Genomic DNA, 22,424 nt, shown 5'->3' on the forward strand with positions numbered 1-22,424 from the left:
TGCTAGATGTGGGGAACGTGCAGGACGAGGCCGTCCAGCTCCTCGCTCGCCTTGATCTGGCAGCTGAGGCGACTCACCGACCGGCGCTCGGCGGAGGTGATCTCCAGCATCTCGCTTTCCATGTCGCCAGGCCCGCCGGTCTTCTCGTACCAGGCCGGATCGACATAGACGTGGCAGGTGGCGCAGGAGAGACAGCCGCCGCATTCGCCGATCACCTCGGGCACGCTGTTGGCGACCGCGGCTTCCATCAGGTTGTGCCCGACCGCCACTTCCGCGGAGATCGAGCGGCCGTCGTGCAGGATCCAGGTGATTTTGGGCATCGGTGGCTCCGCTCAGACGTAGTGGATGTAGTAGTCGCGCAGGGCGTCACCCTCGAGTTCGCTGGTCTTCTGGATCTCGACCTCCTTGATGCCAATATGGTTCTGCACCAGCAATTCACCCACAGCCGCAACGAGCTTGGTATCGGCCGCCAGCGCCTGCAGCGCTTCTGCGAGAGACTCCGGCGCTGCAACCTTGGCGTCATGCCCGGTGAAGCAGTCAGCACTTTCGGCCGGCGGCAGCTCGTATTTCTCCGTAAAGCCAAGCCGCGCCGCCTGCAGTACCGTCGCGGTCAAGGTGTAGAGATTGGCCGCCGCGTCACCCATACGATGTTCGATGCGCGACTTCGCGCCATGTTCCGTCGACAGCCGGGTCGTGACGCCGCGGTGATCCACACCCCAGTTGCACCAGTATCCGGAGAGGCTGGCGGGCTTCAGCCGTTGATAGGAGTTGACGGTCGGCGCGATCAGGCCCGCCATACCGCGATGGTGACGCATCAGGCCGGCGATGCAGCCGCGCGTCAGGTCGGTCATGTGCGCGACGTCACCGGATTCGCCCACGGCGTTCCTGCCCTGCCGATCGAGGAAGCTAAAATTGACGTGCAGCCCGTTGCCACCCAGGCTGAGGATCGGCTTGGGCATGAAGGTCAAGACGATGCCGTGATCGAGCGCGACCTCCCGCGCCATCAGGCGGAACAGGAAGACATCGTCGACCGCCTTGACGGCGTCGTCATAGGTCAGCGTGAACTCGAACTGCGGCGAATCGTATTCCGAGGTGAAGCAGTCGATGTGGAACCCGACGTCGCTCGCCTTCTCCCAGATCGCGTCGGTGAATCGCAGCGGGTCGACATAGCGGCCGGTGCCGTACACATAGGCGCCGGGCGTCTGGTACGGAACCATCTTTCCGTCCGCATCGCGCTGGAATGCATAGGCCTCGAGCTCGAGGCCCACTTTCGGGCTGTAGCCGAGGTCCTGCCACTGCTTCAAGGTGCGCTTGAGCAGGCTGCGCCCGCAGAGCGGCAGCGGCTTGCCGTCGCTCGCAAACAGGTCGGCGATCACGACCTTGGTATTGGGTTCCCAGCCCTCGCGGATGTCCTCCTCGATATAGACCGCGTCCATGTCCGGCAGGCCTTCCAGCATCGAGCCTCCGGGTGCCGGCACCAGCTCCTTGTCGTAGGTCACCGCGAAGGTGCCCTGGCAGAACCGCGAGGAGCCGTTGCCCATCTTGCTGGCCGGCAGATACTTGCCGCGCGCCAGGCTGAGATGGTCGCAGAACAGCAGCCTCAATCTCCCCCCCACCGCCATCGATCTCTCCCAGACGTTCGGCCTCAATGATGGATGCGTACCGGCAGCCGCTTGATGCCGCCGATGAAGTTCGAGCGCAGGAATTCGTGTGGCCCCGTTTGCTCGACCCTCGCGATGCGCTTAACCAGCTCCTGGAGCAGGATCCTGACCTCCAGCCGCGCCAGCCACATGCCGAGGCAGACATGCGGCCCGCCCTGTCCAAACGCCACGTGCCGGTTCGGCGAGCGCCGCAGGTTGATCTCGAAGGGCTTGTCGAAAGCCGTCTCGTCCCGGTTGGCGGAGACGAACCACAGCAGGACCTTGTCGCCCGCCCTCACCCGCTTGCCGTGCATCTCGAAATCCCGCGTCGCGGTACGGCGGAAGTGCATGGTGGGCGAAGCCCAGCGGATGAGCTCGTCCGGCGCCGTTTCCCAGATCTGCGCATCGCCGTCCTTGAGCTCCGTGGCCAACTCCGGCCGGTTGGCGAGCGCGTAGAGCGAGGCCGCGATCGAGTAGCGCGTGGTGTCATTGCCGGCCGCCACCAGCAGGCAGAAGAAATTGCGGAACTCGATCTCCGAGATCACGTTGCCGTGGGAATCGGGCTGCAGGATGAGGTGCAGCACGCCGCTGGTGTCGCCGCGCTGTTCCTTGTCCCGCATCAAGGCCTTGGCATAGTCGAACAGCTCGGCGCCGGCGGGTGAGCGGAACGGCATCAGCCGATAGGCGTCGGTGTCGGCCTTGTCCAGCACATGTTCGGTGAATTCCGGATCGGTGTTGGCGATGAGCTGGTCGCCCTTCTCCACCAGCCAGTCGAGGTCCGCTTCCGGAACGCCGATGATCTGGCCCAGCATGCGCATCGGCAGTTGCCGTGCCACGTCCTTCACTGCATCGAACGCGCCGCGCGCGATCACGTCATCGAGGATGGAATCGCAGATTGCCCGGATCTGCCCTTCGAATTGCGCGACCACCGGCTTGGAGAAGGCCTTGCTCACCAGCACGCGCGTGCGCGAATGCTCTGGCGGATCGGTCTCCTGGAAGGTCCGCCGCGCCATGTATTCCTCGTGAGTCTGGTCCTCCATACGGATGCCGCGCGCCGAGCTCAGGAGCTCATAATTGCGATTGAGCTCCAGCACGTCGGCGTGGCGCGTAACCGACCAGAAACCTTTGCCGCCCGTCATCTCGTTCCAGGCCAGCGGCTCCTCGCGCCGCATGCGGGCGAAGGTGTTATGTGGCGCGCCGGCCAGGAAGGAATCGTGGCTAGACAGATCGGCGTGGCCGTTGTCGGTCGGGGCGAACGTCGTCATTGATCTGCTCTCACTTCGCTTCCGGCTCAGCTGCGCAGGTTAGCCTTCGATCCGGGGCATCAGGGATTTACCCCCATTCCACACCACACCGATCTGGCGGTAGTAGGCGCCGATGACTTCCCGCACCTCGAGGCGTGCCAGCTCTTCGGTCGGCGAGTCGAACAGCGCGAAATGATCAAGCTTGGCGCGCCAGGGCTGACCGCCCTCGAACTTCGCGCCGGTGGATTCGATCAGCTCGGCATGGGCATCGCCCTTGCCGTCGATCGCCGGCAGCCAACGGTGATGCGCCATTGGGTGGCCGTTGACGAAGCCGTTGCGCTCGGCCGGCTCGATCAGCGTGATGATAGCCTCGGCCAGCCGCCGGTCGTTGGCCGCGAGGGTCGCGCCGAACTTGCCGCCCGCCGCAACCTGCGGCGCCGGCGCGAAGGGATGCGGCCGCGTCATGTGGATGGAGCCGAGCTTCTTCGGATAGCCCTGATGGATGCCACGCAGCAGGGCGAAATCCTTGTCCACCCAGATATAGATGCAGCGTGAATAGGTGCGCCCCTTGAACGTGCAGCGCACCACCGCAAAGCACTCCTTGTACTGCGCGCGCACGGGGTCCAGTATCTCCGCCTGCGTGCCGCCGCAGGACTGCCAGTCCGCCCAGATGAGGGCGACCGCACCCGGATCTTCCGACGCTGGTGTCAAGGGCGCGGGCAGCAGCTCGGCCACGCGCACTGGGTCGGTGCGGAACTCGACCGTCAGCAAATCACCCGCATAGTACCAGGGCGGCGGCGGCAACAGCGAAGACTGGCCGGTGGCGCTGCGCGGGTAGAAGAACCCTTTCTGCTCGTTCATCGCTCAGGCTCCCGGCTTCTTCGGTGGGCGGATGCCGCGGAACTCCCAATCGCCGCCGAGCGCGGTCGATAATACTTCCTCCGATTCCGTCGGCTGCGCGCCGACGTCTTCGCGGATCGGCTCCGGCCCTTCTACGATGCGGTTGGAGAGGCGGCCCAGCCCTTCCACTTCGACCTCCACCAGATCGCCGGGCTGCACGGGCCGCGAATTCGCCGGCGTGCCGGACAGCAGCACGTCGCCCGGCTCCAGCGTGATGTTGCGCGCGATGTCGGCGACCAGGTAATGCATGTCCCAGGTCATCTCTGACGTGTTGCCGTCCTGCTTGAGCTGGCCGTTGACGTAGGTGCGCAGATACTTGTTGTGGAAGTCCCAGCCGGTCACGAGAGCGGGACCAAGCGGGCACAAGGTATCGCTGCCCTTCACACGCAGCATCGAGCCCGCATCGGTATCGCGGAAGTCGTGCAGGCCGAAGTCGTTCGCGATGGTGTAGCCGGCGATATACTCGCCTGCCTCGCGCTGCGAAATGTTGCGGCAGCGTTTGCCGATCACGATCGCGACTTCGCCTTCATAGTTCAGCCATTTGCAACGCCTGGGCCGCACGACATCGCCGCCATGCGCATTCAGCGAGGAGAGCGGCTTGTGGAAGTAGGTCGGCGTGGCGGTGAGCTTGATCTGGAACTCACGCACACGGCTCACGTGATTGAGATGGACGCAGATGATCTTCGTGGGCACCACCGGCGGCAGGTGCACGGCATCCGCGATCGCGACGCGCCGGCCGTCACGCGCCAGCAGTTCCTCGCCCTGCCGCTCGACCTCGACCACGGCGCCGGCCAGCAAGATCCGACGAAACTCCCGCATGGTCATCCTCCCTGCTCTATCGGCCCCCGTTCCAGCCGTTGCGCGGTTGGTCAAACCAGACATGCACCTGGCCCGTTCCGATCGCATTCTCGTACTCGCTGTACAACCTGCCGGGCGCGGTCCACTCCCCTTCGCCCATGGTGGCCGCCATCATCACATAATGGCCGAAATTGGCTTCCGGCTTGAACTTCAGGAACTCCGGCATGGTGGCGAGGACGCGCGCATGATCGCCGGCCTTCAGCCACTCGATGCGCTCCAGGTCGGCGGCAGAATGCGCCGGGCTGAAGATGTGCTCGACGCCGGCCGCCTCATGGTCGCGCAACTGGCGCAGCGGCCAGAACTTGTGGCTCATCGCACCGGATGCCATCAGGACCACGCGCCGGTCCGAGGCCGCGATCGCCTCGCGCAGCGCGCGGCCGACACGCAGGAAGTCTTCAGTCTCCGCGGTCTGGGCGCAGCTCACCGACACCCAGGCCTCCTGGCCGCGCTGCAGATAGGTGGCGGGATTCACTGTCGCATACTGGATCGGCAGGCAGGGGTCGTCGATCGCGGTGATCCAGGTCCCATGCTTTCGCCCCAGCGCGGCCGCCGCCTTCGCGAACGCAGGATCGCCGGGCAGATCGTACGGCACCTGCGACATGCCGCGCGGCAGCTCGTCCGACGTGTACTTCCCGGTGCGGTGCGCGTGGCCGGTGATCACGAACTCGACCGTCGTGAACCAGTGGGAATCGAAGACGATGACGAGATCGTAATCGAGCTCCGACAGCACCTCGCGGCGCAGCCGGCGAAAGCCCTCGACGACCGTGAAGTCGCGGCCGTTATTCAGCTCGTGCCGGATATCCTCCGGCAGCATGACGGTCGGAACATGGGCGAGCAGCCCGCAACCAACGACCTCACCCATCTTTCCTCCACCCAACCGGCGCATAGACGCTGTTCTTGACGTCGCAATAGAAATCGAAGGACCAGGTGCCGCCCTCGCGCCCGATACCGGACTTGCCGTTGCCGCCGAAGGCCTGCCGCAGATCGCGTACGAAGAAGCAATTATTCCACACCAGACCGGCGGAGACCTGCGATGTGAAGCGCTTGGCGCGCTCGTGATCGCCGGTCATGATGACCGCGGCGAGGCCGTACTCCGTATCGTTGGCGAGCGCGATCGCCTCTTCCTCGCTGCGGAAGCCCTGCAGGCAAAGCACCGGACCGAAGACTTCATCGCGCAGGATCTCGGATCCCGCCGGCGGATCCAGGAACAGGGTCGGCCGATAATAGAGGCCACCCAGATCGCGGTTCGGCGCACCGCCCAGCACCGGCTTCAGCCCCGATGCAATGGCACGCTGCACGAAGCCGTCGACGCGCTCGAAATGCGGCCGGCTGATCTGCGGCCCGATATCCGTCGCCTCGTCGCGCGGATCGCCTTGGCGAATCGCTGTTGCCTTGGCGAGAAAGGCCTCGAGGAACTGATCCCGAATGCTCTCCTCGACCAGCAGGCGCGTCCCTGCAAGACACACCTGCCCCGCATTGTCGTACTGCCCGATAGCGGTATTGACGGCGAGCTCGAGATCGCAGTCGGCGAACACGACAAACGGCGATTTGCCGCCCAGCTCGAAGGACAATGGCACTAGATTCGCGCCAGCCACGGCGGCGATCTGCCTTGCCGTCGCGACCGAGCCCGTAAAGCTGAGCCGCCGGATCCCGGGATGGCGCGCCAGCGCGGCGCCGGCCTCGCGGCCAATCCCCTGCACCACGTTGAACACGCCGTCGGGCAATCCCGCCTCTGCCGCGATGTCGGCAAGCAGCGATGCCGTGAGCGGCGCCCACTCGGGGGGCTTGTAGACAACCGTGCAGCCGGCGGCGAGCGCCGGGGCGATGCGCCAGGTGCCGAGCATCAGGGGCGCGTTCCACGGCGTGATGATCGCTGCGACACCGCTCGGATCCCAGCTCACATGATTACGATGGCCGCGCACGTCGAAGTCCGGATGATCCAGCTGCAGCAGCCAGTCGGCGAAGAAGCGGAAGTTCATCGCAACCCGCGGCATGACCCTACGGCGATGCGAACGCAGAAGCGAGCCGTTGTCCCGCGTCTCCACCTGCGCCAGGGCCTCGATCCGCGATTCAATGATGTCCGCGATGCGGTGCAGCAGCCTCGCGCGCTCCTCGCGTGCGGTGCGCTTCCACCTCTTGAAGGCGCTCGACGCCGCTTCGATTGCCTGTTCGATCTCGATCGCGCTGCCCGCCGCCATGTCCGCGATCACGGCCTCGTCGATCGGGGAGATGGACTGGAACCGCGCGGCGCTGTCGACGCGCCGGCCGGCGATCCAGTGCCGCGTATCGACCTCGACACCCTCGATTCGAGTGCGCATCTTTAGCCAGCTCCGAAAACCGTTCGACGTCGAATGATCTACAAAGCCAGGCACCGAGTCAAGCGCGATGGTTCGATCACTTGGTCAGGACGCCTCGTCATCGAGCGCATCGAGCTCCGCGATCGTCGCCAGGATCACGCGGATTGCATCTGTGGCCGCCGTCATCTGCTTCGAGCTCAGACGCGCGGCGATGCGCGTCTCTTCCGCGTTGAACTTGGGGAACAACGCGCTGATCAGCTCCGCGCCGGCGGCGGTGAGGTTGACGATCACCAGCCGCCGCTCCTCCTCGTTGGCGCGCCGGCGGATCAGCTTGCGGTCCTCCAGCATGTTCAGGATGCTGGACAGGGTGCTCTTCGCGACGCCGGTCTCGACAGCGAGCCGGCGAGTCTCCAGCTCGCCATAGATCCACAGGCACCAGAGCGTCACAAAAGCCGACCAGTGCAACCCCGCCTCATCCAGGACCGTGCGCTCGAAGTGCTGCCGGATCAGGCCGGAGGCCCGATGAATGTTGGAAATCAAGGCCATGGACTGCAGGTTGATCCGCAGTCCCGCTACCCTCTGTTCGCCTAGGAGCTCGGCCAAGGGTTTCTTCGCCTTCTTCCCATGGGCACCTTGTGCGGCGCGCCTCGGCTGCCGGTCGTTGCCTGTTGCGCCGTGACGATCTCTGCTCAATGCCAGCTCCCGGTGATGTTCCCGTCGCTTATAGCATCGGCCAAGGACGCCGATGAAGGACGGAAATGCCATCGCGTGATGGCGATGACGGCTCGTCGATCACGCCAAAACGTCTTCTCCTTGCGCCGCGAAGCGCGCCCCCCTTTGTCGCACGCCCCCATGCCGCATCGATCACCGCCTTGTTCCAAGGACCATCGCCACGGCTCTTGCTCCCGCCGCCGATTTGTAATATCGTTCGACGTCGAATGATTAAATTTCCAAGGTGTGCCTGAATCACGCCGCCCGATGCAATTGGCGCGGCGGTGAACGAGGGATTTCGCCTGAATGGAAACGACGGCGGACGGGAACCGCTGGATTCGCTCACGCGTCAGGGGAGGACAAGATGGCGGAAGCATTTCAATCGACCGTACAGGCCAAGGGTGCCCCAGGTTCGGACCAGCTGCGTCGCAACGTGCTGGGGGTTGCGGCAATCACCTTCTTCGTGGTGTCGGCGGCCGCGCCGTTGACTGCCGTCGCCGGCGGATACCCGATCGCCATGCTGCTCGGCAACGGACCGGGCATTCCGGCGGCGGTCGTTCTCGTCACGCTCATTCTCCTGGTCTTCTCGGTCGGATATACGGCGATGGCACGGCACATCTCCAATGCCGGTTCGTTCTACGCCTTCACCTCACGCGGCCTGGGCGGTGTCGCCGGCGGCGCGGCAGCCTACATCGCGCTGCTCGCCTACAACACGATGCAGATTGGGCTTTACGGCCTGTTCGGTGCGGTGACAGCAGGTACCCTTGAGGGCATGTTCGGCATCGCAGCGCCCTGGTGGGTGTGGTCGCTGGTTGCACTGGCGATCGTCGCCTATCTCGGTTACCGCCAGATCGACCTCTCGGCCAAGGTGCTCGCGGTCCTCGTCACCGCGGAGTACATCGTTGTCCTGATCCTGGATGCGTCGATCATCGGCCAGGGCGGCGCCGCCGGCCTCGATCTGGTGAGCTTCACGCCGGAGAGCTTCTTCACCGGCTCCGCCACGATCGGTGTGCTGATCTGCTTCGCGGCCTTCATGGGGTTCGAGGCGACGACGATCTACAGCGAGGAGGCGCGAGACCCGAAGCGCACCGTGCCGCGTGCGACCTACGCCTCCGTGCTGATCATCGGCATCTTCTATGCGATCAGCACCTGGTGCATGGTGGTTGCGGTCGGCGTCGACAAGCTGCTGGAGACGCTCGGCGGTCTCACGGATCCCACCAACTATCTGTTCGGCTTGTCCGACCAGTACGCCGGCTCCTGGCTGACCTGGATCATGAGCCTGCTGCTCGTCACCAGCGTGTTCGCGGCGCTGCTCGCCTTCCATAATGCCGCCGCGCGCTATTTCTACGTGCTTGGCCGCGAGGGCTTGCTGCCCGCGAAGCTCGGCCAGACGCATGATTCGCATCAGAGCCCGCACCTCGGCTCAGCTCTGCAAACCGGTCTGGCACTTGCGGTGATGGCCATCTTTGTCATCACGGGACAGGACCCAATCTTTGCTTTGTTCACCTGGCTGACGAACACGGCCACTCTCAGCGTCATCACGCTGATGGCGCTCGTGTCCTTTGCGGTGCTGACGTTCTTCAAGCAGCAGCCGGTCCTGGAGCCGTCCGTCTTCAAGGCCACGCTTGCGCCGTTGGTGGCCGGCATCGTGCTGGCGATCATCGCAGTGCTGGTCGTTGCCAATTTCGGGCTGCTGACCGGAGCCGCACCGTGGCTGGCCATCGCGTTGCCGGCGCTTGTTCCGATTGCCGCCGCTCTTGGGGCGCTCGCGGCCAATCGCCTCAAGCAGAGCGAACCTGCCCGCTTCGCGCGCCTGGGCGCACATCAGGCGGCGCAATAGCGATCCAGTACTGCATACACTATCGGTTTGCCGCTCGGGCCAGGGGATCGCCCCTGGCCAAAGGAGGAGAGTCATGGCCTTTGCCGACGAGATCACGGTCGCGCAGCTGGAAGCCGACCCTTATCCAATCTACGCCCGCCTGCGCCGCGAATCGCCCGTCGCCTGGGTGCCGGCTGCCAACGTCTGGTTCGTGACGCGGTGGCAGGATGTCGAGTTCGTCAGCAAGAATTCCGAGCTGTTCGCGGCGGAGGTGCCCACCTCGCCGGTCGAACGCTCCATGGGCAAACCGACCATCCTGACCTGCGATGGGCCGGTGCATGACGAGCTGCGCCGCGGCTTCGATCAGAAATACCGGCCGCGCGCCGTTGCCGAGTACATCGACGATCTCGCCCGGCCGATTGTCGCGGAGTATCTCGAGCGGATCGCGCTGCTCGGCGAGATCGACTTGATGGCGCACTATTTCGAGCCGACCTCGAGTCTCTGCCTCGCCCGCTCGCTCGGTTTCGACAGCGTCGACGTGAAGACACTGCAGCGCTGGTTCCACGGTATGGCAATCGGCGCAGCGAACTACGAGAACGATCCTGAAAAACAGGCAATCTCCGACGCTGCCAGCGCCGAGGTGGAGGCGGCCATCATCCCGATCTTCGAGCGGCTGGAAAAGCATCCCGACGATTCAGCGATGTCGCGCATGCTGCATGACGGGATGGAGCCGGCCTGCACCCGGGCCCGTGCCTTCCTCTTGCCCTCCATCAAGGTGGCGTTGCTGGGCGGCATGCAGGAGCCCGGCCATGGCGCAGGCACCGTGCTGGTTGGCCTACTCACCAATCCGGAGCAGATGAAGGCGCTCCGGAGCGACCTCGACCGCCTGCTGCCCAAGGCGGTGGATGAAGGTCTGCGCTGGGTCGCGCCGATCGGCACGCAGATGCGCCGGGCAACACGCGATGTGGAGTTGGGTGGCGTGACGATCCCGGCCGGCGCGCCGGTGCCTCAGTCCTCTCCTCCGCATGCCGCGACGAGGCGCGCTACGTAGACCCCGACAGCTTCAATATCCATCGCAGCGAAACCGGTCATGCGGCCTATGGCTTCGGCAGCCATTTCTGCGCCGGCCGCTGGTTCGCCCAGCGCCTGATCCCGCATCTGCTGCGTCCGCTGCTCGAGCGGCTGCCGGACCTGAAGCTCGCCCCCGACCGTCAGCCGGTGTTTCGCGGCTGGGAGTTCCGTGCGCCAAGCGCGCTGCACGTTACCTATTGACCAAACTGAATGGCCCCGTGTGCTTAGCCGGATAACTACAGGCTCAAGCGCGCCCTCGTCCGTTGCAGGTCAGACGCTGCCGTAAGTTGACCTCCAACACGCTCAGGACCGTCTTGTTGATCATCGGCAGCCCATTCTAAGCACTAGCGAAGTTAGAGCACCTATATGCGCTTACATACGCTTGGCGCTTAGGTAGTCTCATCGGAGTCATAGTCTATGGATCGCAGGAAGTCTGCACGAATGCGATCCGCGAGGGCGGTTCGACCACGGTCCTGCGCCTCAAAATAGATGGCGGTAGCAAGAAGGCTAAGCGTGATTAGGCGCTGCTGCCCATCAACAACATGCTTTCTACCATCTTGATCGGTGAGTATTATCAACCCAAGAAAATACGACTCCGATTCAAGACTGTTGCTCAGGTCATTCCAGAAATCCGCAATTTCATCCTCTTCCCACGAATATTCACGTTGGAACTGTGGCACCTCGAAAGTGGAGCTTGATAGCAATGCTCCTGCAGTGCTGGCAGATGCGTTGAGTGGTGTTTGCACGAGATTCTACCTTCCCAGGCGAAAAAGATTGTACGGTGTGATCCGCACCAGAAAAGCAACTAATGGGTATGTTGCTTTAACGCCAGCCTTTGTGCAAGTGCGTCTTTCTGGTCCGAAAATGCGAGCTTAAGCGACCGGGCTTTAGCAAGCGAAGGTACCGCGTTTGGATCGTGTCCGTAAGAGCGGAGGCGAAGGCGTGCAGCGAGCCCTCACTCCCACTCGATGATCAACGAGCGACTCAACATATTGCCTCGACTAGATAATTTGAATGGCCATGGTGCAAGCACCGTCAGCCCAACCGTCACACGAAACTGCTTGCCCGCGATAAGTGTCGATAGATCTCCGAAGGTACGAAAGCACGTCGTCTCAGCAGCGTCGTGCATTGCTGTTTCTCCTCGCCAGATCACAACACCAAACATTGGACCGAGCTATCCTGAGGCGCACCTGCCCTAGTCATCATCAAGCAGATGAGTTACTTCCGTCTGCTACGCGTCCAATAGCGGACCATGTGCCTGCACACGGTATGGCGCGTTGGTGCCAAATCCGGAAGAGCCGCGGCACGGCAGGCGGTCGGCCTCAGCAATTTGATCCACGGTCGCGACGGACTGGATGGTGACGTTCTGCGTCGAGACCGCGCCGATGCCGGCCCGGGCATGCGCGCAGCGTGCCGCAACGGCCGGCGAGGACAGCGCGATCGCGACGCCGAACTGGCCCCGCGGCCGCGCAGCGGGCGACAATGGAAAAAGGTCATGGTTCCTCCTGATCTTTCAACGTCTTGCATCTTGCGGGAGCGGCTAGTCCGGGATCATCGCCATCGCGTCGATTTCGACCAGCCCCTCGGGTCCCGCCAGGCAGTCGACGACGACGCCGGTCGAGATGAGATGCACGACCTTGATATACTCACCCAGGGTCCGCTAGACCGCCTTGCGATGGCGCACGTTCGGTCAGGTATGCGACGATCTTGCAAGGATGCTTCATTCTGCCGCCGCCTCCTCCATCGGCCGGCGGACGTCTTGCATCACCTTGTCTTTTCGAACGCGTCGTGGCTGTCGATGTCTTTGCGGTGTCGAGGTCCTGCGGAGATTGGCCGCGCAGGACGATTATCATGCCTCGCCACCATAGCCTGACAGAGATCGTTGTCGAGCTTCTGGCCCGGATAGGTGACCTTGGTGTTGAGCTTGCGGATGCGTGTGTGTCATTGCTGTCTCTCGTTCCAACTGTGCGAGCGTTGTTCAAGACGTCGACCGCAGGGCCGCTGGCTTGTAGGCCAGATAGGCGCGCTGCTTGGCGATGTGGTCTGCCAGGTATCGCGCGTCATGCCACACTCCCCAGATGAAGGACGAGCCGCGCCGCGTCTGCCAGGGCAGGCCGAGGAAGTAGATGCCAGGCTCGCTCGAGATGCCGCGCTGATGCACCGGCCGGCCGTTCCCGTCGAGCGCGTTCACTTTCAGCCAGCCGTAGCCGGCCGAATAGCCCGTCGCCCAGATGATCGACGTGATGCCGGCCTTGGCGAGATCGAGTTCGAGGATGGGGTCGCTCACACATTCTGGATCAGCAAGGATGTCGCGCGCTTCCGGCTCCTCGGGAAGATCGAGGCCGTTCCTCGCGACATAGGCATCAGCTTCGTCAAGGATCGCCAGGTAGTCGGCATCACCCTTGGCGAGGTTGCGCGCCAGATCGGCGGCCAGCACCAGCTTACCGTCCCGGAAGCCCTCGGTGCGCCCGACCAGGGTCATGCCCTTTGCCGCGAAGCGGCGCAGGTCGACCGTCTCCCGCCTTTGGCCCCGCTGACCGCGATGGTGGTGTGCTCGACGCCGGGCACGGCCTCGGCATCCCACTTGTTGAGCACCCCCAGCCACCAGCAGAAATCCTGTCCGCGATAGCTGCGCGGCGGGCGCCCATGCGGCCCGACCGACAGGAAGACACGCGCCGGCCCGAATCCTGAAGCTCGTCGGCGATCTGCACGCCCGAAGAACCCGTTCCGACGACGAGCACCGCCCCTGCCCGCAGATGCGCGGGGTTTCGGTAGTCCGCGGAATGAATCTGCGCGACGCCCACGTCCTCCGGAACGAGGCCGGGCATGACTGGGGTCTGGAAGGGGCCGGTCGCGGCGATCACATGGTCGGCTTCGATCGTGCCTCCCGACGTCTCGGCTCGGAAGCCGCGCCGCCCGGCATTGCGGGTCACTGCCGCGACCGCGACGCCGCAGCGAATGGGCGCGGCGATCTTCTGCGCATAGGCGACGAAGTAGTCTGCCACTTCGTCCTTGCCCGGGAAACCGTCGGGGTCACTCGAAAACTCCATTCCGGGGAAGCGATCATGCCAGGCCGGTCCGTTGGCGACGAGCGAATCCCACCGGCCGGTGCGCCAGCGCTCGGCTATGCGGCCACGCTCGACGACCAGGTGCTGGATGCCATGGCCGCTCAGATGTTCGCTCATGGCGATCCCGGCTTGTCCTCCACCGACGACGAGCACCTCCACTTTCTCGACTGACATGGCTTCGCCTCTTTCACGTGTATGGGTCCAGCGATGGCGCTCTGCGGGGCGTCAGGGCAGGAGCCCGGCAAGCTCGCGTCGGAACGACAGCGCGTCGCCTATGTCGGGAGCGTCCAGTTCCTCGGCATAGCGTCGCCCGGCATAGGTGGCCCATGCGATCGGGCCCGGTGCCGCGGCATCCCCAATCAGTTTCAGGGACAAGATCCCCGCGCCCTGCCAGTCGCGTGCGCGCAGCTCGTGATAGAGCGCGTCGTTCGGGGTGCGGCTCGCGACCATGACCACGGCATCGGCCGCGATGGTCGTTTGGGCTCCCGTCCACGTGCAGCCGAGCCGAACCTCGCCCGCACCGATGGCTTCCGGTGCCTTGGATGGCACCACGTTGACGCCCAACGAGAGAAGCCGGCGCATGATGACGGCCTGCTCCAGCGTGTTCTCGGTCCATTCCGCTATCTTGGTGGCCGGCGTGACGAAGTCCACCTGGCAGCCGCGCGCAACCAGGGCCTCGGCTATGACCGAGCCCATGTAGAAGTGGTCGTCGTCGTAGAGCATGACCCGTCCGTCGATCGGCCCGTCGCCGGCCATCAGGTCGTCGGGCGTGAACAGCGGCATTCCCGGCTCGGTCGGTATCGGGACAAGATGCAGGCGTGCCACCGCATCCCGGCGCCAGGTCGCCCCGGTTGCGATGGCGACGTGCTCGAAGCCCATCTCGAGGACGTCGTCGGCCGTCATGCAGCTGTCGAGATAGGTTTCGACATTCGGCAGGGGTGCGATCTGACCGGTGCGATAGTCAGCCACCCGCCCCCAGGCCGAGAGGCCGGGCAGGCCCCGTTCCCGCGCAACCCGGCCGCCGAGCGTGGTGGTCGCCTCGGCCAGCGCAACGCGGTAGCCGCGCTTGCCGAGCTGCAGCGCGGCCTCGAGACCGGTCGGGCCCGCGCCGACGATGAGGATCGATTCCGACGGTCCCTTGGCACGCGGGTGCTCCGGATGCCAACCCTTTCGCCATTCCTCCATGAAAGCGGTGTTCTGCGTGCAGCGGCTGATGGCGCCGGTCATGTCGCCGCTGACGCAGATGTTGCAGCCGATGCATTCGCGGATATCCTCGAGTCGGCCTTCCTCGATCTTCTTCGGCAGGAAGGGATCGGCGATCGACGGTCGCGCGGCGCCGATGAAGTCGAGGATGCCCTCTCTTACCTGCCTGACCATCGCGTCGGCGGAGGTGAAGCGGCCGACGCCGACGACGGGCTTGGAAGTCAGGTCCTTGATGCCGCGCACCAGGTCCTCCTGGGCGGCCTCCGGCGCGAAGCGCGAAGTGCCGGAGCAGTTCTCCCACGTGCCATGCGCCAGATCCCAGAGGTCCGGCAGATCTCTGTTCAATGCGATGAAATCACGAACCTCGGCGTTGGAGAAGCCGAGCGCACCGGCCTCGTGCAGCGACAGCCGCAACGTGATCGCCATCTCGCCGCCCATTTCCTCGCGCGCCTCTGCAATCACCTCGCGCACGAAGCGCGACCGGTTCTCGAGGCTGCCGCCGTATTCGTCGCTGCGCTGGTTGGTGACGCGGGAGAGGAAGTGCTGGAAGATGCCGAAGCCGTGCGCGCCATAGAGGCAGACCAGGTCGAACCCGGCCGTCTTGGCACGACGGATCGCGGCGCGGAACCAGCGCCTGATGTTGCGGATGTCATCGCGGTCGATGGTCCGCGCCTGCACCGGATCGGCGGTGAAGGTGAGGATGGGGCCGCCGGTGACGGCCAGGGGCACCTCGCGGCTGTAGAGGTTCGGCCCGTTGATGCCGGAATAGGCGAGCTGGATGCCGGCGAGCGCGCCGTGCGACTTCATCGCCTCGGCCATGCGGGCGAGCGCGGGGATTTCCCGGTCGTCCCACAGGCGCTGCTCGATGAAGGGGGTGATTTCCGAACTTTGGTGGATCTCGGTCTGCTCGGTGAAGATCACGCCCCAGCCGCCTTCCGCCTTGGTGCGGCGCATCTCGGCTACTGCCGAGGGGTCACGATAGCCGCCACCGTTGCAGTGGGGCACCTGGTAGAAGCGGTTCTTCGCGAGCTTTGGTCCGATGCGCACCGGCTCGAACAGGACGTCGTAGCGGCTGGGTCGGATACTTGAGGCCATGGTTCACCTCCATGGGGGGAAGTCGAGATTGGCGTCGAGGAACGATGGGAACGACGCATCGGCTGGCAGTCGGGCGCAACGGACAGGGACGCGCCACTCTGCCCGTCACCCAGCCGGGGCGACGGTTCGCGCAGTTCGGCCGGCGCGTCCTTGGGGTGGCCGCTACCGCTTCAGGTTGGTCCAGATCGTGTCGTACAAGCGCTGCGTCTCCTTATCGCATGCCGCCACGAAGTCGAAGGTCGCGCCTTCCGGCGGATTGTTCTCGGGACTGTTCTTGATCTCGTCGGCGAGGAAGGGCTCGGTCCCCTTAACGCCGGGGGTGTAGGCAGCGTAGTTTGTTACTGCCGCCGCATTCTTCGGATCCAGCAGGAAGTTCATGAACTTCAGCGCGTTCTCGCGATTGGGCGCGTCCTTCAGCAGCACGACGTTGTCCATCCAGACGACGGCGCCTTCCTTGGGATAGGCGTATTCGATGTTCGCGCCTTCCGCCCGCGCCTTGGCCGAGAAGCCGTTGTAGATCATACCCGCCGCGGCATCGCCGGAGACCAGCACGTCCTTGGCGGTATCGGAGCCGAACGAGGCCCAGTTCGCCTTGGCTTCCAGCAGCATGGCCATCAGGGTCTTGAGCTGGTCGCGGTCCTGCGTGCATTGCGGAATGCCCATATACATGGAGGCGAGCGCGAGAACCTCTCCCTGACTGTCCAACACGTTGATGCGGCCCTTCAGCTCCTCCGGCGGGTCAAAGATGATGGCGAGCGTATTGATGTCGCCCTTGTAGACGTCGCGGTTCACCGAGAAGGCGGTTGAGCCCCACTGATAGGGAATCGAGTGCTTTCGGCCCGGATCGAAGGGAACGTCCAGCCACTCGTCCTGGATGTTGTCGAAGTTCGGCATCTCGTCGGCCGTGAAACTGTCGAGCAGGCCCTGGTCCGCCATGATCTTGACCATGTAGTCGCCAGGCACCGCCACGTCATACTGCCCGAGGCGGCCGGCCTTGAGGCTCGCCAGCATCGCCTCGTTGGAATCGTAAGTGTCGATGGTGACGTTGATGCCGGTCTCCGCCTTGAACTTGTCCACCAACTCCTGCGGCATGTATTCGAACCAGTGGTAGACCTTCAGCTCGCCCGCGGCGAAAGCGGGAGTGGAAAGAAGCGTAAAGACAAGCGCTAGTTTTTTCATTGTCCTTCTCCTCTGGATCAGCGGGCCTTCTGCCCGATGCGGTTGATGAGATAGCTCAGCGTGACGAAGATGACGGAAACAGCTAGCATCAGCGTCGAAATCGCCATGATGTTGGGCTTGATACCCTGCTTGACGGAGCCGAAGATCGCGGTTGGCAGCGTCTCCATGCCAGCGCCCTTGACGAAGTTTGTGATGATGAAGTCGTCCAGACTGATGATGAAGGCGAGCAGCCAGCCCGAGATCACGCCCGGCATCATCAGCGGCAGGAGGATGAGCCGGAACGCCTGCCAGCGAGTGGCATAGAGGTCGCGGGCGGCGAGTTCATAGGTGTCCTCGATGCCTTGCAGCCGCGCCGAAATCGGCAGGTAGGCGAAGGGGATGCAGAAGGTGATGTGCGCGATCAGGATGGTGCCATAGCCCGTGCGCACGCCGATGGTCGTGAAAAAGATCAGCGTGGCGACAGCGATGACGATCTCGGGCACCATCAGGGGCAGGCTGATGATGGCAAAACTCGTCTGGCGGCCACGGAAGCGTCCACCCCGGACCATCGCCACCGCGGCCGCAACTGCGATCACCGTCGCGGCGGTCGACGCAAGGAACGCGATGCTGATCGAGTTCCAGGCGGCGGCTCGGAAGATCGGCGCCTCGGGCCCGACGAAGACATCGACGTACCAGTGGGTCGAGAATCCGCCCCAGGCGGTGATCGAACGGCTCGCGTTGAAGGAATAGACCGCGACGACGATCAGCGGCACGTAGAGGACTGTCAGGCAGAGCGCGGTCAGCGCCCCGAAGCCCATATAGCGCCGAATGTCAGTCCGCGCCGCCATCACCGCTTCTCCCGCGTGGCGACCCGCACTTGCCACAGCAGCACCGCCAGAACCATGGTCAGCAGGATCATTGCTACCGCCGAACCGAAGGGCCAGTTGCCCGCGCTGCCGCGGAACTGTTCGTCGATCAGCGACCCGATCATGTAGGTGCGCGCCCCGCCCAGCAGGTCCGGGGCAAGGAAGGCGCCCAGCGACGGTACAAACACGAGGATGCAGCCCGCGACGATGCCGGGCTTGACCGTCGGCAGGACAATCTCTCGCAGCACCGTCCAGGGACCCGCGTACAGGTCGCGCGCGGCTTCCGACAGGGCGAAATTGTAGCGCTCCACCGCCGCATAGATCGGTAGCACCATGAAAGGCAGGTAGCTGTAGAAGAGACCGATCTGAACCGCGAGATCGGTGTTGATGATGCGCAGCGGACTGTCGATCAGCCCGATGGCCATCAGCATCTCGTTGAACGGTCCGTGGTCGCGCAGGAGAAACCGCATCGAAACGGTGCGTATCAGCAGATTGACCCAGTAGGGCACGGTGATCAGGAAGACCCACAGCGCCCTGTGCCGGGGGTTGCGCGTGGCAATGAACCATGCGGTGGGAAAGCCGATGATAAGACACAACAGCGTTGCCAGGCCGGCCTGCCAGATGGATCGCCAAAAGATCGTGATGTAGGTCCAGTTGGGAAGCGGCGGCTCGTCGCCGAACAGGCCCCGTTCCACAAAGAACTGGTCATAGGCGTCGAGGCTGAACTGCCAGACGATGCCGCCGCGGAAATCCTTGGTCAGGAAGGAGTACACCGCCATTAGCGCGACCGGCACCAGCATGAATATGCCGATCACCAGCCAGCTGGGCAGAAGCAGCGGCAACACGAGGCCTTGCCAGCCCGTTCCGCTGCGCGCGCTGCGGCTGGTCGCTTCGGCGGCCATCAGTCCACCAGAAGGCGCACCGCGCCCTCCTCGATCTGAAAGCCGAGCTCTTGTCCCTGCAGTGGCAGGGATGTGCGTGCCGTGTTTTGCAACCTCACCGTGAGGCTGGCTCCATTCGGAAGACACGCCAGCAATTGCAGGTCAGTGCCGAGATAGACCACCCGCTCGACGCGCGCGGTCAGATCGGCCTCGCCTCCATCGGCCAGTGAAAGCCGCTCCGGCCTGATCGAAACGTGGTGGGCGCCTGGCGACAGATCCTCCGGAGCTTGGGCGATCAGGTCGCGGCAGCCGGCGAGCGCGACCCTCGCACGTCCGGCCGAAACGTCGCTGACCGTCACCGGCAGCACGTTGGTCTCGCCGATGAATTCGGCCACGAAGCGGTTGACCGGCGCTTCGTAGATGGTTCGCGGATCGCCAACCTGCTGCACCTCGCCGGCCGACATGACCGCGATGCGGTCCGACATGGCCAGCGCCTCCTCCTGGTCGTGTGTGACGAAGACGAAGGTGATCCCGGTCGTTTCCTGCAACTGCTTGAGCTCGACGCGCATCGCCTGGCGCAGCTTCAAATCGAGTGCCGACAACGGCTCGTCGAGGAGCAGCACCCGCGGTCGCGGCGCCAGCGCCCGCGCCAGCGCCACGCGCTGCTGCTGCCCGCCCGAAAGCTGCGAGGGCAGTCGGTCGCCGAATTCCGATAGATGCACCATCTCAAGCATCTCGGCGGCGCGCGCCTGCCGCTCGGCTTGCGCCACGCCCTTCATCCGCAACCCGAACGCGACGTTCTCGCGCACCGACATGTGGGGAAACAGGGCGTACTGCTGGAAGACCGTGTTGACCGGCCGCTGTTCGGGGGGAAGAGCGGCGATGTCCAGCCCATAAAGCGCGATCTCGCCTTCGGTGACGTCCTCGAAGCCGGCGATAGAGCGCAACAGGGTAGTCTTGCCGCAGCCCGAAGGTCCCAACAGCGTGAAGAACTCGTTGTCGGCGATCGACAGCGACACGCCCTTGAGCGCCTCGAAACTGCCGTAGCACTTCACGACCCGCTTAATGCCGACGGCCTCCCGCTGGAGACTCCCGCAGTTTCCGAGCTTTTCTGTCTGGACGAGACCCATATACCCCCTCAGCTTGGCATTCGACGGTAAACTCAGGCAAAATCGGTGGTATATAACCCCAAGGGGGTATGATGGAAGCCTTGCCCAATGCCGCCGAAGCCGTTCTGGCGGACGCGATTCAAACGGCTGGCACCGCCGGGTTCGAAGCGGCGCTGAGCGGCTTCCTGCGCAAGAGCATCGCCTGCAACAACGTCGTGGTGATCGCCTTTCGCCGTGGGGCCGCGCCCGAAATCCTCTATGAGCAGGCGGACGATCCGGTGGTGTTCCGCAACCTTCACCGGGTCTATGTGGCGGGTGCCTATCTTCTCGATCCTTACCACGACCTGCACCTGAACCGCATCGCGCCCGGGGCCTACCGCCTGGTGGACATCGCGCCCGACCAGTTCCAGCGCAGCCAGTACTACCTCGACTACTACCGCCAGACGACGCTGATCGACGAGTTGACCTTCGTCAGCTATCCCGATGCTGGTACCACGCTGAATATCTGTCTCGGCCGTGACGCCTCGATGCTGCGCACCTTCGGCGCGCAAGCGCGGGCGGTCGCCGCGCGAATCACGCCAATCGTCGTCGCGCTCGCAAATCGCCACTGGCACGCGCTGCGCAGAGATCCGGCCAGAGTCCCCGCGCCGGTATCAAGGCCGGCGGATGCGCCGCCGGAGCGGCTGCGCCGGGAGTTGTCCGAGAGCCACGTTATCCGGCTCTCGCAGCGCCAGGCCCAGGTAGCCCTGCTGATCCTGCAGGGGCATTCCTCCGTCTCGATCGGTCTGCGGCTGGGCGTGTCGCCGCAGACCGTGAAGGTGTTCCGGCGCCAGCTCTACGCCCGTTGCGGTATCAGCTCGCAGGCCGAACTCTTTGCCCTCCTCCTGCCGCTACTGACCACCAAGGCCGCCTAGATCCTTTGAGCCTAGATCATTGGCATCCTGGCAAACCTCACCATCTTGCCTACGCTTTCGCGGCGCTCGCACCTAGCGCTTCTCGACTATGTCGAGGCGCTGCCGAGGATATGCGCATATTCTGTCCGAGCAGCGGCACATGTGCCGAGTGCTCAATAACGAAGCACTATTCGCGGTCCCCGGCAGTTGAGCAGTCTTCCTTGGGCCGCTCTCGTGGTTCAGGCAACTCGATTCGACGACGCCTCGCACAACATGCCTTCCGCTTAGGGTCAAACGCGGCGGTGGGATCATGTCCGCCATAGGTCGGTCTCAAACTCGATAGCGGACATCTCCAGCCGGTGCCGGTTTGGCAGTTCGTGCCAGCTTCTGCCGCAGTTCGCTGCTCCATCCGCGGACGCGTCGGAAGTCTGCTCTTGAACGCTGCCGTCGTTACGGAGCTCATCCGAAACCTGCCGGCGGCCAACTCCACCGGCAAGGTCCGCTACTACAAACGATTGTTCTGCGGCGGCTCGCCAACTGAACTGAGAATTCGCCGATGCAGCGGCGTTCGCCTCTAGTAATGGCGTCACAAACCAAGGGGATGGCGGACTACACAGGGTCGTCTGACCGCCGATGGGTGGCCCCATCTGGCCACGCGCAGATACAAACGCGATTGCCCGCGCGGTCGGCGAGCGTCCAGTGCGGCGGTGCATGCGACTCTCTGACGATACGGCCGCCCGCAGCGAGCGCTGCCTCGAACCGCGCCTTGACGTGCTCGCGCGCGACCGAGACGTCGATGTGCATCGCGTGGCGCAATGGCTTGGCCTGGTCGAGCTCTTGCATCCAGACCGTCGATCCGTGTCCAAGGGGGTCGACCGCATTGTCATCGGCCATCGGGGTGTAGCCGAGGACGGCCCGCCAAAAACTGACGTCAATTGCATCGCGTTTCGCCGCGATGGCGACCTGCACCTCCTGGACGGCCGCACGATCGGCGACCGCACCGTATTCCCGCGCAACTGCCGAAACCGCCCGCGCGAGTTGGACATGCCATGATTCGAGATTCCAGATGTCACGGCTCAGCCGGACGGTCACGCGAGTATCTGTAAGGGTTAGCAGCACCCCGGCACCCGCAATCCCTGGTGCCTTCGCAACCGCCTCGGCCAAGCGCGCCGCCTCGCTCAGCGACCCGACGCGAAAGACCGCGGTCGCGCCGCCGTGCAGTACGACCCAGTCATTGACACCCTCGGCGGCGAGGAAATCACGCCAACCCTGCTCGCTCATGTTCGTCCTCCAGGTCAAGCGGCGATAGGCCGCCGAGATCTTTCCCTCAGACCATCTTGGCCTGCCGGCTACTGGGTGGCAATGAGGTGAACCCGGATCAACGATTTCCGAGAAGGGTCAAACTGGAGCATTGAAGATAGGCCTTGCGATGTCGGATCCGTGTTGAATAGCGGACCTCTCCTGCCGAGGCGGGACTGGCAGAAAAGTGCCAAAGGACTAAACCGCTCGCGCGGTAGTGTGGGGCTGCGGGCGGCAGGGAGCGGGATAGCGGGGCGGAGGGTCCTGTCTTGAAGATGAGGGGTTGCCAACCTCACTCAAGACAGGAGCATC

21 protein-coding genes are annotated in these 22,424 nt (G+C 64.2%); 3 read left to right on the top strand and 18 right to left on the bottom strand.

Annotated elements, in window-relative coordinates; translation table 11 throughout:
• Nucleotides 1-2: 2 nt before the first annotated feature.
• From DTX69_RS17525 to DTX69_RS17560, 8 genes are all read right to left on the bottom strand, one after another.
• A complete protein-coding gene (locus DTX69_RS17525; protein ID WP_119302839.1) occupies nt 3-320 on the bottom strand; it encodes a 2Fe-2S iron-sulfur cluster-binding protein in 318 nt (105 codons plus the stop codon).
• A 12-nt stretch (nt 321-332) separates the two neighbouring features.
• Complete coding sequence (locus DTX69_RS17530) at nt 333-1,622, bottom strand: type I glutamate--ammonia ligase (RefSeq protein WP_284735856.1); 1,290 nt, start codon at nt 1,620-1,622, stop codon at nt 333-335.
• 23 nt (nt 1,623-1,645) lie between these two features.
• The gene (locus DTX69_RS17535) at nt 1,646-2,905 is read right to left on the bottom strand and encodes a cytochrome P450 (RefSeq protein ID WP_119302840.1); all 1,260 of its coding nucleotides are present in this window, start codon (nt 2,903-2,905) and stop codon (nt 1,646-1,648) included.
• Between the two features lie 39 nt (nt 2,906-2,944).
• Nucleotides 2,945-3,745 (bottom strand): acetoacetate decarboxylase family protein, encoded by an 801-nt coding sequence (locus tag DTX69_RS17540; protein WP_119302841.1) that lies wholly within the window; start codon nt 3,743-3,745, stop codon nt 2,945-2,947.
• 3 nt (nt 3,746-3,748) lie between these two features.
• Nucleotides 3,749-4,603 carry a fumarylacetoacetate hydrolase family protein gene (locus DTX69_RS17545; protein WP_119302842.1) on the bottom strand — a complete coding sequence of 285 codons (855 nt, stop codon included), beginning with the start codon at nt 4,601-4,603 and terminating at the stop codon, nt 3,749-3,751.
• A gap of 16 nt (nt 4,604-4,619) precedes the next feature.
• On the bottom strand, nt 4,620-5,504 hold the full coding sequence (locus DTX69_RS17550) for a DODA-type extradiol aromatic ring-opening family dioxygenase (RefSeq protein WP_119302843.1): 885 nt from the start codon (nt 5,502-5,504) through the stop codon (nt 4,620-4,622).
• Nucleotides 5,497-6,960: an aldehyde dehydrogenase gene (locus DTX69_RS17555; RefSeq protein WP_119302844.1), complete on the bottom strand. Its 1,464-nt coding sequence runs from the start codon at nt 6,958-6,960 to the stop codon at nt 5,497-5,499. The genes DTX69_RS17550 and DTX69_RS17555 overlap by 8 nt, the downstream gene beginning before the upstream one ends.
• 84 nt (nt 6,961-7,044) lie before the next feature.
• On the bottom strand, nt 7,045-7,632 hold the full coding sequence (locus DTX69_RS17560) for a MarR family winged helix-turn-helix transcriptional regulator (protein ID WP_284735857.1): 588 nt from the start codon (nt 7,630-7,632) through the stop codon (nt 7,045-7,047).
• Nucleotides 7,633-8,014: 382 nt separating this feature from the next.
• Between DTX69_RS17560 and DTX69_RS17565 the strand changes: the two genes are divergently transcribed.
• Both DTX69_RS17565 and DTX69_RS17570 read left to right on the top strand, forming a co-directional pair.
• Nucleotides 8,015-9,490: an APC family permease gene (locus tag DTX69_RS17565; RefSeq protein ID WP_119302846.1), complete on the top strand. Its 1,476-nt coding sequence runs from the start codon at nt 8,015-8,017 to the stop codon at nt 9,488-9,490.
• Nucleotides 9,491-9,563: 73 nt separating this feature from the next.
• On the top strand, nt 9,564-10,520 hold the full coding sequence (locus tag DTX69_RS17570; RefSeq protein WP_284735858.1) for a cytochrome P450 family protein: 957 nt from the start codon (nt 9,564-9,566) through the stop codon (nt 10,518-10,520).
• A 409-nt stretch (nt 10,521-10,929) separates the two neighbouring features.
• Here DTX69_RS17570 and DTX69_RS17575 read toward each other — a convergent pair whose 3' ends face one another.
• The 9 genes from DTX69_RS17575 to DTX69_RS17615 form a co-directional block, all read right to left on the bottom strand.
• A complete protein-coding gene (locus tag DTX69_RS17575; RefSeq protein WP_119302847.1) occupies nt 10,930-11,286 on the bottom strand; it encodes a DUF262 domain-containing protein in 357 nt (118 codons plus the stop codon).
• A 485-nt stretch (nt 11,287-11,771) separates the two neighbouring features.
• Complete coding sequence (locus tag DTX69_RS31205) at nt 11,772-12,023, bottom strand: DUF1028 domain-containing protein (protein WP_284735859.1); 252 nt, start codon at nt 12,021-12,023, stop codon at nt 11,772-11,774.
• Between the two features lie 495 nt (nt 12,024-12,518).
• Entirely contained in the window at nt 12,519-13,022 is a 504-nt protein-coding gene (locus DTX69_RS31210; protein WP_284735860.1) for a hypothetical protein, read from the bottom strand.
• The gene (locus tag DTX69_RS31215) at nt 12,982-13,782 is read right to left on the bottom strand and encodes an NAD(P)/FAD-dependent oxidoreductase (RefSeq protein WP_322090896.1); all 801 of its coding nucleotides are present in this window, start codon (nt 13,780-13,782) and stop codon (nt 12,982-12,984) included. Before DTX69_RS31215 ends, DTX69_RS31210 begins: the two co-directional genes overlap by 41 nt.
• A 51-nt stretch (nt 13,783-13,833) precedes the next feature.
• Nucleotides 13,834-15,906 carry an oxidoreductase gene (locus DTX69_RS17595; protein WP_284735861.1) on the bottom strand — a complete coding sequence of 691 codons (2,073 nt, stop codon included), beginning with the start codon at nt 15,904-15,906 and terminating at the stop codon, nt 13,834-13,836.
• Between the two features lie 162 nt (nt 15,907-16,068).
• On the bottom strand, nt 16,069-17,085 hold the full coding sequence (locus tag DTX69_RS17600; protein WP_119302848.1) for an extracellular solute-binding protein: 1,017 nt from the start codon (nt 17,083-17,085) through the stop codon (nt 16,069-16,071).
• Between the two features lie 17 nt (nt 17,086-17,102).
• The gene (locus tag DTX69_RS17605) at nt 17,103-17,912 is read right to left on the bottom strand and encodes an ABC transporter permease (RefSeq protein ID WP_119302849.1); all 810 of its coding nucleotides are present in this window, start codon (nt 17,910-17,912) and stop codon (nt 17,103-17,105) included.
• Nucleotides 17,912-18,832, bottom strand: coding sequence for an ABC transporter permease (locus DTX69_RS17610; RefSeq protein ID WP_119302850.1), 921 nt, complete (start codon nt 18,830-18,832; stop codon nt 17,912-17,914). Before DTX69_RS17610 ends, DTX69_RS17605 begins: the two co-directional genes overlap by 1 nt.
• On the bottom strand, nt 18,832-19,941 hold the full coding sequence (locus DTX69_RS17615) for an ABC transporter ATP-binding protein (protein ID WP_119302851.1): 1,110 nt from the start codon (nt 19,939-19,941) through the stop codon (nt 18,832-18,834). Before DTX69_RS17615 ends, DTX69_RS17610 begins: the two co-directional genes overlap by 1 nt.
• Nucleotides 19,942-20,009: 68 nt before the next feature.
• Here DTX69_RS17615 and DTX69_RS17620 point away from each other — a divergent pair, with 68 nt between their 5' ends.
• Nucleotides 20,010-20,834, top strand: a complete 825-nt coding sequence (locus DTX69_RS17620) for a helix-turn-helix transcriptional regulator (protein WP_284735862.1) — start codon at nt 20,010-20,012, stop codon at nt 20,832-20,834.
• A 588-nt stretch (nt 20,835-21,422) separates the two neighbouring features.
• On the opposite strand, the gene DTX69_RS17625 is transcribed toward DTX69_RS17620, so the two are convergent.
• Nucleotides 21,423-22,094, bottom strand: coding sequence for a VOC family protein (locus tag DTX69_RS17625; protein WP_119302852.1), 672 nt, complete (start codon nt 22,092-22,094; stop codon nt 21,423-21,425).
• Between the last annotated feature and the right edge of the window lie 330 nt (nt 22,095-22,424).

Origin of the sequence: Dongia deserti (assembly GCF_003574735.1) — a bacterium.
Taxonomy (GTDB): Bacteria; Pseudomonadota; Alphaproteobacteria; order Dongiales; family Dongiaceae; genus Dongia_A; species Dongia_A deserti.